Source organism: Niveispirillum cyanobacteriorum (genome assembly GCF_002868735.1).
Taxonomy (GTDB): Bacteria; Pseudomonadota; Alphaproteobacteria; order Azospirillales; family Azospirillaceae; genus Niveispirillum; species Niveispirillum cyanobacteriorum.
The window spans coordinates 1,197,128-1,213,220 of sequence record NZ_CP025612.1 but is presented as its reverse complement, the minus strand read 5'-3'; the positions used below and the strand labels follow the sequence as shown (position 1 = coordinate 1,213,220).

At 63.4% G+C, this 16,093-nt stretch carries 14 protein-coding genes and 1 riboswitch; of the genes, 2 read left to right on the top strand and 12 right to left on the bottom strand.

All coding sequences use genetic code 11. From position 1 onward, the window contains the following. Positions 1 to 73: 73 nt before the first annotated feature. The 7 genes from atzF to C0V82_RS20970 form a co-directional block, all read right to left on the bottom strand. Complete coding sequence (gene atzF, locus C0V82_RS21000; RefSeq protein ID WP_102114312.1) at positions 74 to 1,828, bottom strand: allophanate hydrolase; 1,755 nt, start codon at positions 1,826 to 1,828, stop codon at positions 74 to 76. After that, positions 1,828 to 5,352, bottom strand: coding sequence for an urea carboxylase (uca, locus tag C0V82_RS20995; RefSeq protein WP_102114311.1), 3,525 nt, complete (start codon positions 5,350 to 5,352; stop codon positions 1,828 to 1,830). Before uca ends, atzF begins: the two co-directional genes overlap by 1 nt. A gap of 20 nt (positions 5,353 to 5,372) precedes the next feature. Further along, a complete protein-coding gene (locus C0V82_RS20990) occupies positions 5,373 to 6,023 on the bottom strand; it encodes an urea amidolyase associated protein UAAP2 (protein ID WP_102114310.1) in 651 nt (216 codons plus the stop codon). Between the two features lie 18 nt (positions 6,024 to 6,041). Continuing rightward, a complete protein-coding gene (locus C0V82_RS20985; protein WP_102114309.1) occupies positions 6,042 to 6,857 on the bottom strand; it encodes an urea amidolyase associated protein UAAP1 in 816 nt (271 codons plus the stop codon). Between the two features lie 14 nt (positions 6,858 to 6,871). Further along, the gene (locus C0V82_RS20980; RefSeq protein ID WP_102114308.1) at positions 6,872 to 7,702 is read right to left on the bottom strand and encodes an ABC transporter ATP-binding protein; all 831 of its coding nucleotides are present in this window, start codon (positions 7,700 to 7,702) and stop codon (positions 6,872 to 6,874) included. Next, positions 7,699 to 8,520, bottom strand: coding sequence for an ABC transporter permease (locus C0V82_RS20975; protein WP_102114307.1), 822 nt, complete (start codon positions 8,518 to 8,520; stop codon positions 7,699 to 7,701). The genes C0V82_RS20980 and C0V82_RS20975 overlap by 4 nt, the downstream gene beginning before the upstream one ends. 127 nt (positions 8,521 to 8,647) lie before the next feature. Further along, positions 8,648 to 9,724: a putative urea ABC transporter substrate-binding protein gene (locus tag C0V82_RS20970; RefSeq protein ID WP_199772565.1), complete on the bottom strand. Its 1,077-nt coding sequence runs from the start codon at positions 9,722 to 9,724 to the stop codon at positions 8,648 to 8,650. A gap of 68 nt (positions 9,725 to 9,792) precedes the next feature. Further along, positions 9,793 to 9,907: riboswitch (guanidine-I (ykkC/yxkD leader) on the bottom strand. A 192-nt stretch (positions 9,908 to 10,099) separates the two neighbouring features. Here C0V82_RS20970 and C0V82_RS20965 point away from each other — a divergent pair. Together C0V82_RS20965 and C0V82_RS20960 are read left to right on the top strand one after the other, a co-directional pair. Next, positions 10,100 to 10,609, top strand: a complete 510-nt coding sequence (locus C0V82_RS20965) for a TIGR00645 family protein (protein ID WP_211100521.1) — start codon at positions 10,100 to 10,102, stop codon at positions 10,607 to 10,609. A 216-nt stretch (positions 10,610 to 10,825) separates the two neighbouring features. Continuing rightward, entirely contained in the window at positions 10,826 to 11,587 is a 762-nt protein-coding gene (locus tag C0V82_RS20960; protein WP_158660100.1) for a substrate-binding periplasmic protein, read from the top strand. On the opposite strand, the gene C0V82_RS20955 is transcribed toward C0V82_RS20960, so the two are convergent. The 5 genes from C0V82_RS20955 to C0V82_RS20935 all read right to left on the bottom strand — a co-directional run bounded on the left by C0V82_RS20955 (position 11,588) and on the right by C0V82_RS20935 (position 16,077). After that, positions 11,588 to 11,845: a hypothetical protein gene (locus C0V82_RS20955; protein WP_102114305.1), complete on the bottom strand. Its 258-nt coding sequence runs from the start codon at positions 11,843 to 11,845 to the stop codon at positions 11,588 to 11,590. A 74-nt stretch (positions 11,846 to 11,919) separates the two neighbouring features. Then, the gene (locus C0V82_RS20950; protein ID WP_102114304.1) at positions 11,920 to 13,440 is read right to left on the bottom strand and encodes a DHA2 family efflux MFS transporter permease subunit; all 1,521 of its coding nucleotides are present in this window, start codon (positions 13,438 to 13,440) and stop codon (positions 11,920 to 11,922) included. Between the two features lie 15 nt (positions 13,441 to 13,455). Beyond that, positions 13,456 to 14,523, bottom strand: a complete 1,068-nt coding sequence (locus tag C0V82_RS20945) for an HlyD family secretion protein (protein ID WP_102114303.1) — start codon at positions 14,521 to 14,523, stop codon at positions 13,456 to 13,458. Then, a complete protein-coding gene (locus C0V82_RS20940; RefSeq protein WP_102114302.1) occupies positions 14,516 to 14,962 on the bottom strand; it encodes a MarR family winged helix-turn-helix transcriptional regulator in 447 nt (148 codons plus the stop codon). Before C0V82_RS20940 ends, C0V82_RS20945 begins: the two co-directional genes overlap by 8 nt. 149 nt (positions 14,963 to 15,111) lie before the next feature. Further along, complete coding sequence (locus tag C0V82_RS20935; protein WP_102114456.1) at positions 15,112 to 16,077, bottom strand: alpha/beta fold hydrolase; 966 nt, start codon at positions 16,075 to 16,077, stop codon at positions 15,112 to 15,114. Between the last annotated feature and the right edge of the window lie 16 nt (positions 16,078 to 16,093).

The following is a 16,093-nucleotide window of genomic DNA, read 5'->3' as shown; positions in this document are numbered from 1 at the left end:
GTGCCGGGGACAGGATATAGCGAAGAGACAGCGGACAAGATTGCCGCAGATTTTGCGGGTATCTGGCAGGGGCCTATCCCAGACTGGCGCGATAGGCCCGCCAGCCGCCGAATGGGGTGATGTCGGTGGCACCGGCCAGGGCGTGGCTTTCGCACAAGAAACAGGTGACCTGACGGCCATCATCCAGCGTCACCTTGCCCACACCCAGCGGGGCGGGGATGCGGGCGACGAATTGGCCGAAGGCAGCAGGGGGCAATGCCCATTCCTCCGCCGCGATCCCCGGCCCGGCAAAGCCCGGCTCGCGCACCAAACCGGGCTTGGGCGGCACGGTCCCGGCCAGTGTATAGAAGCGATAATCCGGGGCAGTGCGGACATCGCCCAGCTTCACCCCGCCAACGCTGGTCAGCTCATGGTTCAGCGGCATGCCGGACAGATGGGCACCAACCACCACGATGGGCAGCCAGTCGTCAGGTATGGTCGGCATGATCTCTCCCTTGCCATGCAGGCGGCTGGCCAGCACGGCCAAGCCGGTATCGGTGAAGGCAGGCCCGATCAGCGTAACGCCGAAGGGCAGGCCATTGGGGCGGAACCCGGCGGGCACGGCCACCGCCGCGCAATCCAGCAGGTTCACAAAATTGGTGTAGCGGCCCAGATTGCTGTTCAGCCGTATCGGATCGGCCAGCATGTCGGCGACCGTGTAGATCGTGGGTGTGGTCGGCAGCAGCAGCAGATCGACATTGCACCATAGGCGCGCGATCTCCTGGGCATAGAAGGCGAGCGAATATTGGCCGACAAACGCCTCTACCGCGGTTTTGCCCTGGGCACCGGCGACGATGCTGCGCACCGTCGGGTCCATGGCATCGGCCTGCCCTTCAAAAAACTCCTCAATCGCGGCCAGACGCTCGGCCACCCAGGGGCCGCCATAGAGCAGATGGGCGCATTCGCGCAGCGGCTTGTAATCAAACGGCACCGCCGTGCCACCCAATGACACCAGCCGTTCCACCGCCGCGTCGTACAGCGCCTCGGCCGCGTGATCGCCGAGAAATTCCTTCTCCGCCCCCGTGAGGACGCCAAAGCGGAAGCCGGACAGGCGTAGGGGCCGGGCCTGGGGCGCGCGGGAGAACGGATCGGCGGCATCGAACCCTTCCGCTACGCGGCGAACCAGATCACCATCGGCCACGTCATGGGCCAGGACCGTGATGCAATCCTGCGAACGGCAGGCGGGCACCAGGCCGCTGGTGGAGAGCAGGCCCTTGCTAGGCTTGATCCCCACCAGATCGTTGAAGGAAGCCGGAACCCGGCCCGACCCCGCCGTGTCGGTGCCCAGTGCAAAGGCCACCTGTCCCCGCGCCACCACCACCGCCGACCCGGAACTGGACCCGCCAGAAATATAGTCCGTATCAAACACACAGCGAGGGGCCCCATACGGGCTGCGCGTGCCGTTCAGGCCGGTGGCGAATTGGTCCAGATTGGTCTTGCCCACCAGAATGGCCCCGGCGGCTCGCAGCTTGGCCACCACCGTGCTGTCGGTGGCGGGCGTAAAGGCAAAGGCCGGGCACGCGGCCGTGGTGGGAATGCCGGCAGTGTCGATATTGTCCTTGGCCGCAAAGGGGATGCCCCAGAGTGGCTTGCACGGATCATAGCCGGCGGCGGCCAGGGCCGCTGCTTCGGCCCGCAACTGCTCCGCGGGAACCGTGCTGATCCAGGCAGCGGCGTCGGGGTTGGCGGAAAGCCGTTCCAATACCGCCTCGATCACCGTTACAGGGCTGGCCTTGCCGGTGCGATACAGGTCAGTCAGGGCCTGGATGGTCAGTTTCTCGGGCAACATCAGGCAATATCCTCCAGAATGGCGACGGTCTGACCGGCATTGACGGTGCGGCCCGGCTTGACGGTTACTTCCCGTATCCGGCCCGCCGTCGCGGCCTTGACCTCCATCTCCATCTTCATGCTTTCCAGGATCAGGATGGTGTCACCGGCGGCCACTACCTGGCCCGGCTCCACCATCACCTTCCAGACATTGCCCGTCACACCAGTTTCGATACCGGAACAACCGTCGGGAAGGGCGGTGGCGTCGGCTGTTGGGCCGCCATCATCGCTGACGAAACTGTCCAGACCCCGGGATTTCCAATCCTCCCGCTCGGCCTCAAACGCCGCCTGCTGGCGGGTTTTGAAGGCGTCGATGCTGTTGGCATTGTCGGCCTGGAAACGCAGATGGTCGGCATAATCCAGGGTGGTTTCCTCAATCCGCACGGGGTAACGGCCATGGGGGAAGGCCTCGCGCGCCTCCGCCAATTCCTGTTCCGTTACGGGAAAGAAACGAATTTGGTCAAAGAAGCGCAGCAGCCAGGGGCTGCCCCGCTGGAACGGCGGCGTGCTGCGCCAGGAATTCCACACCTGGATGGTGCGGCCAAACAGTTGGTATCCGCCCGGCCCCTCCATGCCATAGATGCACATATAGGCCCCGCCGATGCCGACGGCATTCTCCGGTGTCCAGGTGCGTGCGGGATTGTATTTGGTCGTCACCAGCCGGTGGCGCGGGTCCAGCGGGGTGGCAACGGGTGCCCCTAGATAGACGTCGCCCAACCCATAGACAAGGTAGGAGGCGTCAAAGACGACGCGCTTCACATCTTCCTGGCTGTCCAAGCCGTTGATACGGCGGATGAACTCGATATTGTCCGGGCACCAGGGGGCGTCGGCCCGCACCAGTTCCTGATATTTTGTCATTGCCAGCCGGACCTGGGGGTCGTTCCAGGACAGGGGCAGATGCACGATGCGGCTGGGCACTTTGGCCTGTTCAATGCTGCCCAGGCCGGCCTCGATCTCCGCCAGAACACTCAACAGCGTGGGTAACTTCAGCGTTCCACTATCGTAATGAACCTGTAGAGAGCGTATGCCGGGCGTCAGATCGATGATGCCGGGCAGGGCGCGGGCGCGGAGCGCCGTAACCAGCAGATGCACGCGCAGCCGCAGGCCCAGATCCAGCGCCATCGGTCCATATTCCACCAGCAGATAATCATCCCCTGCCCGGCGGTAGACGACCGGCACCGGCCCGTCGATGCGCGACAGGATGGGGGAGGGCAGCGTGGCGTGGGTGATGATGGCGGGCGCGCTGGGCGGTGTTACCGCGACAGGCACGAACCGCACCTTGTCGCCGGGTCGCAACTGCCCGACCTTCCATAGATCATCCTTGGCCACGACCACGGGGCAGACAAAGCCGCCCAGGCTGGGCCCATCGGGGCCTAAGATGATCGGCATGTCGCCGGTGAAATCGACGGCACCAATGGCATAGGCATTGTCATGGATGTTGGACGGGTGCAGCCCCGCCTCTCCGCCATCGGCCCGTGCCCATTTCGGGCGGGGGCCGATCAGGCGCACACCGGTGCGGGCGGAATTGAAATGCACCTCATAGGTCGCGGCGAACAGGTCGGCGATGTCGTCTTCCTGGAAAAAATCGGGTGCGCCGTGCGGTCCATAATGCACGGACAAGTACCAGTCATTGGAGAGCACGGGCAGGGCGGGCATTTCCGCCGGACCCACCGGCATCCCGGCCAGCGCCAGCGTGTCACCCGCCTTCAGGCAGCCCGTGGCATGGCCGCCAAACCGGCCCAGGGCGAAGGTGGCCTTTGATCCCAGATATGTGGGCGCATCAAAGCCACCGGCGACTGCCAGATAAGTGCGCTGCCCGGCCCCCTGAATACGGCCGAGCGCCAGGGTTTGCCCGGCCTTGATGGCGACTGGGGTGCCATGGGACACAGGGGCGCCGTCCAGGGTGGCGGCCATCACGGCCCCGGTCAGGGCGATGGTGGCATCGGCGTTGAAACGCAAGCTCGGCCCGGTCAGCGTGCATTCCAGCGCCGCTGTCCCCTCGGCATTGCCCAACAACCGGTTGGCCAGACGGAAGGATTTGTCATCCATCGGTCCCGATGGCGGCACACCGACATCCCAATAGCCCAACCGCCCCGGCCAATCCTGAACCGAGGTCTGGGCACCCGGCGACAGCACCTCCACCGTGGCCGGGGTGAAGGCGAAATCCTTCAGGACGGAGGTGGCGACTTTACCCTGTCGGAAAATGTCCGACCCGATGATGGCGGACAGGTAGGAAAGGTTGGTTTCAATGCCCGCCACGCGGCTGGCGGAGAGTGCGGTGGACAGCTTGTCGATGGCGGCATCGCGGCTGTCGGCATGCACGATCAGCTTGGCCAGCATTGGATCGTAATTCGCGGTGACCTCGGTGCCGGTGGCGACCCAGCCATCGACGCGGATGTCGGTGGGAAAGGTCACCTCGGTCAACAGGCCCGTGGAGGGGCGGAAGTCCGCCGCCGCGTTTTCGGCGTAAAGCCGGACCTCAATCGCGGCCCCCTGCGGGATCAGGCTTTCCTGGGGGGGCAGGGTGAAATCACCGGCGGCCTGCCGCACCATCCATTCCACCAGATCGACGCCGAACACAGCCTCTGTCGCCGGATGTTCGACCTGCAGCCGCGTATTCACCTCCAGAAAATAGACCTGGGCGCGGGCCACATCATAGATGAACTCCACCGTGCCGGCAGAGGCATATTTCACCGACTGACCCAGGGCGATGGCGGCATCGCGCAGGTGCAGGCGCACCGCGTCGGGTAGGCCGGGGGCGGGGGTTTCCTCCACCACCTTCTGATTGCGGCGCTGCAGCGAACAGTCGCGTTCGCCGAGCGCCACGACCCCGCCCTTGCCATCGCCGAAAATCTGCACCTCGACATGCCGCGCCTCGGCCACGAACCGTTCCAGATAGACGCGCGCGTCGCCAAAGCTGCTGGTGGCCATGCGCTGAACAGCCGCGAACTTGGCCGCCAGTTCGTCGGCGCTGTGGCAAAGCTGCATGCCGATGCCACCGCCGCCCGCGGTACTTTTCAGCATAACGGGGAAGCCGATCTCGGCCGCGGCGGCCTGCGCTGCCTCCGCATCTTCCAGAATGTCGGTGCCGGGCAGCAGGGGCACACCCGCCGCCTTGGCCAGGGCGCGTGCTGTGTGTTTCAGGCCGAAGCCCTGAAGATGCTCCACACGCGGGCCGATGAAGGTGATGCCCGCTGCGTTCAGCCGTTCCACAAACCCGGCATTTTCCGACAGGAAGCCATAGCCGGGATGAACCGCCTGTGCCCCTGTTGCCTTGCAGGCGGCGATGACGGCGTCGATATCCAGATAGGACTGCTTGGCCGGAGACGGGCCGATATGCACCGCCTCATCCGCCGACAGCACGGGCAGGGTGAAACGGTCAGCGTCGGAATAGACGGCGACCGACGCGATACCCATGCGCCGCAGGGTTTTGACCACCCGCGCGCAAATCTCGCCACGATTGGCGATCAGGACCTTGGTGAACATTGATGTGCCCCCGATTGCCGTCAGTCAGCCCAGACCAGCACCCGAATGGGTGTGGGGTCGAAGGCGTTGCAGGGATTATTCACCTGGGGACAGTTGGAAATGACGCAGAGCAGATCCTGATGCGCGACCATCTCCACATAATCCCCACCCGATGACACACCATCGGCGATGGCCAGCGTGCCGTCGGGGTCGATGGGCACATTCATGAAGAAATTGATGTTGGGCACGATATCGCGCTTGCCCATGCCATGACGCGATACGGCAATCAGGAAATTTTCCCGACAGGCGTGCATGTATTTGGTCTGATGCCCAAAGCGTACTGTATTGCTTTCGCAAGAACAGGCCCCGGCGGACGTGTCATGGCTGCCGCTGGTATCGGCAATGACGGTCGCCAACGGGTTGCCCCGGTTGGAATAGAGCACCGATCCCGGCCCGATATAGGGCGTGCCCTGGGCCAGCACGGTATCCTGAGCGCTGTAGCGTTCGGTGTGATCGGCCAGACTATAGAACAGGGTGTCGACGGCCTGACAGCCCTCACTGTCGATGATGCGGAAGACCTGACCCTTGCGCACGATGCCGGACCAGGGATGTTCCGCCTGGATCATCTCATCCTGGATGGCGGTGGCGCTGTCGCGGTTGGACAGGACGGGGGTGAATGTGCTGTTGGTCATGATATTTCCCTCCCCCGATCAGGCCGACAGATAGGCGTCGGTGTTGACGAACCCGCGCGCGGCCTCTGCCGTGGCAGTCCGGCACAAATCGTCGGGACCGGCGGCGGGTGCGCTGTGGATGGTCAGTTCCACGGGCACCGGGGACACGGCGGGGGCCAGCGGGTGGGGCGTGTTGGAAATGGCCAGGATCAAATCCATCTCCGCCCGCAGCGACACGAAATCACCCGGCGTGACGCCAGCGGCATCAAAGCTGAACCGGCCCTCCGCCGTGACGGTGACGGGGGCGAAGAAGGTGATGCAGGGCGGAATATCGCGCTGGCTCAGGCCATGTTTGCCGACCGCCAGGATGAAATTTTCGCGCGCATTGCGCACGCCGCTGTCAGCGCCATAGGTGCGGGCAACGGACGCCGGGGTGGAACCACCCACGACCGTGTCGTGCCTGCCGCTGCTATCCTCCACAATCGACAGCAGCACCCGGCCCATGTCGGAGAACAGGACCCGGCCCTTACGCAGTTCCGCCGTCCACTGAATCTTGATCGTGTCGGCATGGTTGTACCGTTCCGACGTGTCGGCCAAATTCCAGGCCAGCAGCGACACGCCGGGCGTTCCCGCGGGGTTGGCGATGCGCAGCACTTGGCCCCGCCGGATGATGCCAGTCCAGTACCAGCCGCCGGGCAGCGTTTCCGACAGGGTTACAGTATCGGCGCTGGGCGGGGCGGCGTCGCGCGGGGTGGGCGGGGGCAGGACCAGGGGGGCGCGTCCCGACGCGGCTGCCTTCAGTTCCAGGTAACGGGCACGGTTGGTGGCAATCTGTTCTGGGGTCTGGCGGGGCATGGTGGCTCCCTCCCTCACGCGGCGTCGGCCGGGTCGTCCCGGTCCGGTTGCCCGTCGACAGCGGCCGGGTCGTCCCGGCGGGGCGGATTGGGGTCTTTACCGAAGCCTGGATTGCCCGCCACCCGACGGGGCCAGACCTCAATATCGTTGGTAATACTGGCGCCATAGCGCAGCCGTTCTTCCGGCAGGTTGCGGCGGCGATCAAAAGCGATGACTCGGGTGCCCAGGTGGAAGGCCTCGGACAGATCATGGGTGACCATGACCACGGTCATCGGATGCTCGTGCCAGAGCTTGCGCATCAGCTTATGCACATCCCCCCGGATACCGGGGTCCAGCGCGCCGAACGGTTCATCGAGCAGCAGCACCTTGGGCTTGGCAATCAAGGCCTGAGCCAGGGCCAGCCGCTGCTGCATGCCGCCTGAGAGCTGGGCCGGGTATTTGTCCAGCGCATGGGACAAGCCGACCGCGTCAAGCAGCCGCACGGCGTCATCCTTGGCCTGGCGGCGGGCGGCACCGAACAGTCGGCCCAGGACGCCGCCGCCCTTCAGTTCCGCGCCCAGCAGCACATTGCCCAGCACGGTCAGGTGCGGGAACACGGAATAGCGCTGAAACACCACCCCCCGGTCAGGGCCGGGTTCGGGCGAAATGGGTACGCCGTCGATCAGGATTTCGCCCTTGGTCGGCACCTCCTGCGATAGCAGCATGCGCAGAAAGGTGGTTTTGCCACAGCCGGACGGGCCGACCAGGGCCACAAAGGAACGCGGGGCGATCTCCAGGTTGATCTGTTCCAGGACCACCTGCTCCCCATATTCCTTCCAGACATTGCGAACGGAAATCTGTGTCATGCCCCGGCCCTCGCGTCCTCAAACCAGGGGAAGGCGCGGCGTTGCAGCACCCGCAAGCCCAGATCCATCAGGAAGCACAGCAACGTGATCCAGGCGACATAGGGCAGGATAACATCCATGGCCAGATAGCGGCGAACCAGGAAGATGCGATAGCCAAGGCCGCTTTCACTGGCAATCGCCTCTGCCGAAATCAGGAATAGCCAGGCGGGACCGAGGTTCAGGCGGATGCTGTCGATCAGGCGGGGCAGGATTTGCGGCAGCACCACCCGGATTGCGATGGTCCAGCTATTGGCCCCCAGGGTCTGTGCCTTGATCAATTGCTGTCGTGGCAGATCGTCGATCTTCAACATCAGATCGCGGATCAGGCAGGGCAGCACACCCACCACGATCAGCGTGATCTTGGATGCCTCCCCCAGCCCCACCATGATGAAAAGGATGGGCAGAACAGCCAGCGGCGGCACCATCGACACCACCGTGACGAAGGGTGCAAGCGTAGCCCGGACATAGGGCAGCAGACCCGCCGACAGCCCGACCAGCAAGCCGCCCGCCGCCGCAATGGCGATACCCACCGCCAGCCGGGCCAGCGAGGCGCCGGTATCCAGCCACAGCAGGACGTCGCCTGTGCGCTTGTCGGCGGTAAAGGCCATGCGGTCGATGGCATCGGCAAAGGCGGTCAGACCCGGCAGCAACTTGTCCGCCGGGTTTTCCGCCAGCCGCACCGCCGACCCCATTGCATAGGCCACCAGCACCGCCACAAAGGGCAGGGCCGCCAGCAGTAGCCAGCTTGTGCGGTCGGGACGTCGGTTGATCAGACGCATAGGGTCACACACGAGAGCAGGAGGAACCGTAGGTCAGGTCGAGGCGAAAGCCTCGCCCTGACGGTAATGGACTGGAAACCTTATCTGTCAGGGCGCGCCTTTGGCTGCACCTGACCTACGGTGCTGCTTACAGCTTCCCGTCCGCTACCGCCGCCATGTAGGTGTCGGTGAAACGGAGCTTCACGAACTTGGCGTTTCCGTAGGTGACACCGCCCGGGAACTCGATCCCCACGGCTTCCGCCGACGGCGCGCCATTGCCCAGCAGGCCGTGGTCGAACAGGAAGCCTGCGACCTTCTGCATGGTGACCTTCGGTTCGGCCCCGCGCACGAAAGCCAGCGCGTCCGCGGGCTTGTAGAACATGCGGGTGGCCTTCAACTGCGCCTCATACCCGGCCAGGTCGGTGCCCGACGCCTTACCCATGGCGGTGCGAGCAGCAACACCGGCAGGCGTGTCGGCGGACATCAGGGCCATGGTTTCGTACCAGATGCCTGCCAGCGCCTTGCCGAAGGCCGGATTGTCCTTCAGCACGTCGGTGTTCGCGACGGTCAGGTCGATGATCTCGCCGGGGATCTGGCTGCTGTCGAACACCTTCTTGGCGCCCGGCGTGGCCAGGATTTCGGCGACCAGCGGGTTCCAGGTGACCACCGCTGTCACGTCCGCCGTGGACCAGGCGGCAACCATGTCGGCGTCGGAGGTGGAAACGACGCTGACATCCTTCTTTTCCGTCAGCTTCACGCTTTCCAGCGCGCGGGTCAGCAGATAATGGCTGACCGAATATTCCACCAGATTGACCTTCTGGCCCTTGATGTCGGATAGCTTGTCCTTGCCCTTCAGGATGACCGCATCATTGCCGTTGGAGAAGTCACCAACGATGACGGCGGTGGTGTCGACACCACCGGCGGCGGGGATGGACAAGGCGTCCATGTTGGTGACGGTAACAGCGTCAAAGGCGCCAGCAGTGTACTGGTTGATGCTTTCAACATAATCGTTGAACTGCACCACCTCGATCTTGATGCCGTACTTGTCGGCCCATTTCTTCACGATGCCCTGCTCGGCGGCATACTGCCACGGCATCCAGCCGACATAGATGGACCAGGCCAGCTTGAAGTCCTTCTTCGGCGCCGCATAGGCGGGAAGGGAGAGCAGCGAGGCGGCAACCAGGCCGGCGGTCAATTTTCCAAGGAAGCGGCGCGTCTTCATCATCCAACCCCTGTCGTTCCAAACCGGTTTTGGGGTTGGCGGAGACCGGAAGGGGGCGCCAACCCACCTCGATCTCCCGGGCTTTTGTCCCGCCGTGTACCAGACGGCACCGGTGGGTGGTGTCTGGCGGCAGCTCTCGGACCAGACACCGTGTTATCCACGACCGGAACCCTAGCCACCTTTAATACGCTGCACAGCAGCAAAGTCCGTGCCAGACAGAAAATCTCTGAATTGCTGGGGATGCCCGTCGGCACATGGCGCGGTTACGGGCAAGTTGCCCGATTGCGGTGCGTAAAATTTGTGCATCGCGGATGCGGTTGACAGGTGTCGGGCGCTGGGGCATCTGCTGCCCACGCCCGACCCGATGGAGGAAGCCCCGTGATCGAACGCTACATTGAGCGCACCCTTTATGCGTGCCGTTGGCTGTTGGTGCCGATGTATCTATGCCTCGCCCTTGTGCTCATCGCCTTTACGGTGAGGTTTGGCGTGGAATTGGTGGATCTGTTCGGTTACGCGCTCTACGGCGAAACCGAGGCTGACCTGATCTTGGCCGCACTCACGCTCGTCGATCTGGTGCTGGTGGGCAGCCTCGTCATCATGGTGATGATCAGCGGGTATGAGAATTTCGTGTCCCGCATTGAATTGGGCGAGGATGACGAGAAGCTGTCCTGGCTGGGTAAGCTGGACAGCGGCACGTTGAAGGTGAAAGTTGCAGCCTCCATCGTCGCGATCTCCTCCATCCATTTGCTGAAAAGCTTCATGGATGCCGACAAGGTGACGAATGACAAGCTGATGTGGCTGGTCATTATTCACCTGACCTTTGTGGTCTCGGCGGTTCTGATGGGATGGCTGGACAAGCTGTCCTCGTCGAACAAGTCTAGGCTTTGATTGGCCCCTAAGCAGGGTCAGGTCACATGCCCAGTCCGGCATGTGACCTTTTGTTTCACGGTTGCATTATTTCGCATTAACCACAAAAAATTTATTAAAAAATCCTTAAACCTGCGATATGTGAACGGAACATATCCCGTGGGGTAAGGGGGAACCGGGATGACCGGTCGTTTAAGCGGAATGTGGTGGCGATTGGCGGCCCTTCTGGCCGTTATCATGATATCCACCCCCGCCATGGCCCGTCCCCTGACATTTGCCTTTGGCGACCATAACGAGGCACCGTTCGCCATTGTCGAAAATGGGCAGTTGAAGGGCGGGTTCGCACTGGAGTTTGGCCGGGCGCTGGCCTCACGGCTGGGTCTGGATGCCGCGTTCCGGTTTGTGCCGCGCAACCGTATCGCTGCTGAAATCTCTACCGGCAGCGTCGATGCCTATTGTCTGGCGGCGCAGCCGTATTATCCCGCCTTCGCGCCCGACCGCTTCACCCAGTCATTCTTCACCGATCACGACATCGTGCTGCTGTCTGCCGGATTGCGCGGTCCGGCAACGTTGGAGACGTTGCAAGGTGCGCGGGTGGGCGCGGTCCTGGGCTTTCTCTATCCGACCGCTGTCGAAGCGTTGTTCAGCAGCGGGAAGGCGGAGCGCATTGATGCGCGCAATGCCGACGGTAATCTGCGCAAGCTGCAGGGCGGGCGTCTGGATGCGGTTATCCTGCCGCTGGCGACATGGCGTCTGGCGTTGTCGCGTGACGAGGCTCTGGCAAGGGTCGCAAGACCTGATTTCATCCCGGTTGCCGCGCGTGACCGCGTGTGTCTGGTCAGCCCCGCCAGTCCAGTAACCGTGCCCGAAATGAACCTTGCCATCCAGTCATTGGCGTCGGATGGAACACTGGCGGTGATGCTGCGCGATCTAGGATTGTCAACCTCGCTTCAATCGTCGCAGCTGCCGCTGACGGCACCTGGGCCGGCGCGCCGCTAATCAGTCCAGCAGACCGTCAATATCGGTCATCAGCCGCTGACGCCGCTGAACAACCGGGACATTGTCGGCACTACCGGTCGTAGCGTCCGGCACCTCCGCCATCGGCGTTACGTTGTCGGCCTGTTCATCGGCCAGGACAGCCGCTACGGCGGCCCGTACATCGTCCCGGCGTGTGGCCGGCACCCAGAATTCAAGCCGCACCAGCCCCGCCGCCTTGCGGCGGGCGCGTGCCCTGATTTGCCGGATCGCGTCGCTCATACCGTCACCTCTTCAGATGCGACCACAGTAATGCAACCTCCATGCGAATGAAAAGTGCAGCCGGCGCGATGCGGTCATTCCATCACGGCGGCATTCTTGTCCACTGCGGCGGTCGCCTTCGGCTTGCGCAGCAGCAGCAATAGCGGAATTGCCGTCAGCGTCACCAGCATCATCATATGGAAATCATTGAGATAGGCGATCATCGCGGCCTGCCGGTTTACCACCAAGTCAGCAGCGGCCAGCACTTCCGGAGCGGCCTGTCCCACCATGCTGATAGGACCGTCAATATTGGTGTTGAAGGGGCTGATATGGGCGGACAGTTCGGCATGGTTGACCTGGGTGAAATGCGCCAGCGCCGCCGTCACGACCGAAACGCCCAGACTGTTGCCCATGTTACGCACCAGACTGAACAGGCCGGCGGCATCCGGCCGGTCGGCGGGGGCCAGGGTCGCAAAAGCCATAGTTGATAGCGGTACGAACACCATGCCGATCCCCAAACCCTGGATCACACCGGAAAGGATTATGGGGCCGGAATCCATGACGATGGTGAAACCCGTCATCATATGCAGTGACCAGCCGGTGACGCAAAGTCCCGTCAGGATCAGCAGGCGCGGGTCCACCACACGCATCAGTCGTCCGACCATCAACATGGAGATCATCACGCCCACGCCACGCGGCGCCATCACCATGCCCGTGGTGATGGTTGGATAGCCCATCAACCGTTGCAGCATTGGCGGCAGCAGGGCCATAGCGGCCAGGACGACGATACCAATGATGAAGATGAAGACCAGCCCCAGCAGCAGGTTGCGGTCGCGCAGCAGATGTGGCGGCAGAAACGGCTTTTCCGCCGTCATCATATGCACACCGAAGCCCCAGAAGGCGGATACCGCCACACCCAGTTCCACCCAGATTTCGGGAGAGGCGAACCAGTCCAGCTGTTCGCCCCGGTCCAGCATCAGCTGCAACGTACCCACACCTATGGACAGCAGTGCGAAACCAATGAAATCAAACCCGCGCTGCCGCGTGGGTGCCTTGGGCAGCCAAGCCAAGATGCCCAGGAAGGCCATGATGCCGATGGGCACGTTGATGTAGAAAACCCAGCGCCAGTTCAGGCTTTCGGTCAGCCAGCCACCCAGGGTGGGGCCAATGACGGGGCCGACCATGACGCCCGCCCCCCACATGGCCATGGCTTGGCCATGCCGGTCGGGCGGGTTGATGTTCAGCAGCACCGTCTGTGACAGGGGCACAAGGGCAGCACCGAATATACCCTGCAACAGCCGCCAGACAACCATTTCCGTTAGGCTGCCGGCAGTGCCGCACAGCATGGACGCTGCCGTAAAGCCGACCACGGATATCAGGAACAACTGCTTCAGCCCGATCCGGTCGGTCAGCCATCCGGTCATCGGCGTCATGATGGCGGAAGCGACGATATAGGAGGTCAGCACCCAGGTGATGCTGTCCTGTGCCGCCCCCAGGCTGCCCTGCATACTGGGCAGGGCGACATTGGCGATGGTGGTGTCCAGCACCTGCATGATTGTCGCCATCATAATGGCGACAGTCAGGGGGCCTTTTTTAAGATCGGCTTTGTCGGTCATGGCGGATCTCCCGCGTTACCGGGCCGCCGCCTGTGCGGTGGCAAAGCCTGGCAGGCCGCGGCTATGGCCGGTATCGATATCGACATTGGCGGACAGGCCGGCACGGAGCGGCACCGACTGTCCCTCTGCCAGTTGCAGACGAACGGGTACGCGCTGCACCACCTTCACCCAGTTGCCCGTCGCGTTCTGTGCGGGCAGGACGGAGAATTCCGATCCCGTACCAGCACCGATGCTGACGACCTTGGCCGTCAGGGTTCGGCCCGGATAGGCATCCAGTTCAATGGTCGCTGTCTGACCCGCCTTCATGTTGGTCAGGTCGGTTTCCTTGACGTTGGCTTCCACATAGGTGGCCTGGGTTTCCACCACGCTCAACATCGACATGCCGGGCAGGGCGAACTGTCCCACACGCAGCCGATCCGTCTGGCTCGCGATGCCGTCGGCGGGTGCGTGGACCACAGTGCGCTCCAGATCCAGGGCGGCCCGGTCGCGGGCGGCCAGGGCCTGCATTACGGTCGGATGGCTGTCGGTGGCGATGGCGGGGTCACCGCCCAGATCGGCCAGGGCAGCGGCTACACCCTGTCGTGCCTTGGCCACACCCTGTTCGGCGGCGCGCAGCTGATTACGCGTCTCGTCCAGCTTGGCTTGCGCGGCATAGCCGTTGCGGGCGAGGCTGGCCTGCCGGTCATGGTCGCGCTGCCGGAACTCCAGTTCCTGTTCGGCCTCCGCCAGTTCGGCCCGCTTCTGCGACAGGTCGGCGCGCATGCGCTCAACATTCAGCCGGGCCGTTGCGATGGCAGCCTCGGACTGGGCCAGGGCGATGCGGTAGGGCTGGGCGTCAATCTCGAACAGCACGTCGCCGCGCTTCACCGGCATGCTTTCGGCCACATGCACGGCAGTGACCAGACCCTGCACCTCCGGTGCCACGGCTACCTTGTCCTGCTTCACATAGGCATTGTCCGTGCTGACATAGCGGCCACCAGTGGCCCAGACATAGGCACCCGTACCCGCCAGCACGACCGGCAGGGCCAGGCCCAGCGCCAGTCGGCGCCAGGTGGGCAGGGGGCGCTTCGCCGTGTCAATCATGATCTTCACCTTTGGAAAGGTTGGTCCGCACCCGCGACAGCAGATGCATCAGTTGTTCGCGCTCCGCCTTGTCCAGGCCGGCCAGCGCTTCCTCATAAATCTCCTCAACCACCAGCCGCATGGGGGCCAGCGCCTCCCGCGCCTTATCGGTCAGGAACAGCAGCCGGGCACGGCGGTCGGTCGGGTCGGGCTGACGCTGTACCCAGCCGCCTTCCTCCATCCGGTCCAGAAGGCGGGTGAGGGTGATCGGCTCCACATCCAGCGCTTCGGCCAGTTCCGCCTGCTTCATTCCCTCCTGTTTGGAGATTTTGAATATGGCGTGCCACTGGGCGCGCGTGCTGCCCGTGAAGCGCAGCCGCTGGTCAAAGCGCTTGCGCAACAGCCGGGCTGTGTCCGCCAGAGACGCACCGAAGGTGGGATTGGGATCGAGGTTGCTCATAGGCATACATAATATAAGCATGCTTACTATAAGCAAGGCTTGGATGCCCCCGGCAGCCATGCAGAAAAATCGGGGGATAGAATAAAGCCCGCGCGGACCAACTGGGCCGCACGGGCTTTATCAGGTGTTTCAGCTAGCTAAAGACGATGTCAGGCAATGCCCCACAAACGTTTGGCCTGTTCAGCGATCAGGTCGGGAAACTCCTCCGGGAAGAATAGCATGCCGCCGGGGACCTCCCTCACACCCATGGCGTTGGGGAACAGGGCGTTCAGATAGGCGGGTGCCTTGGGTGTGAAGATGGGGTCGGCGGTGCCCCAGATGATGCGGACTGGCTGCCCTTTCTGGCGCAATACAGCCTCGGTCCCGGCCAGAGAATTCGCTTCCAGGGCCAGGGCGTAGCCATTGGTCAGGTTCTGATTGGCGACCAACGGGGCCAGATACATGTCGATGGTGGCATCCTCAATCCGTTCGGGATAGGTGAAGGTCTGGCCACCCAGGCCGATCTTGGACCGGGCGCGGTCATGATCGGCCAGATCCGGGGCCAGCCATTCGCGGGCAAAAGCGCCAGCCTTAGCCCGTTCGATCACCGGCAGCAGGGCGGGTGGCGGGCAATCGATTTCGGTATCGCCATTGGTCAGCAACAGGCTGCGTACCCGATCCGGATACTTCACCAGGAATAGCTGAGCCACGGCCACGCCGCTGTCATTGGCGACGATATCGACATAGCGTTCGCCCAACCCGTCCAGGAAAGCGGCCAACATGTCGGCTTGTGCCGCCGGTGCCAGGCTTTGGCCAGCCCGCACCCTGGTATAACCAAGCCCCAGGAAATCTGGGGCCAGACAGCGGCGCCAAGGTGACAGACGCTCGAGCTGTCCGCGCCACTGAAATCCGTTCAGCGGAAATCCATGCAGGAACAGGGCGGCAGGACCCTGGCCCCGTTCCACATAGGCAATGTCGCCGAAGCCGGTTTTCAGAAACCGGCGGGCGGCATTAAAGGCGCTGGCGTCAAGGGCTTCGACCGCCAGCGTAGCGGGGCTGGCGAGGACATGGCGTGCCGGCAGGGCGCTGGCGGCTAGCAGACCAAGGCTAGACAAGGCGAAGGAACGGCGGTTCATGGCAGGGCTCACGATC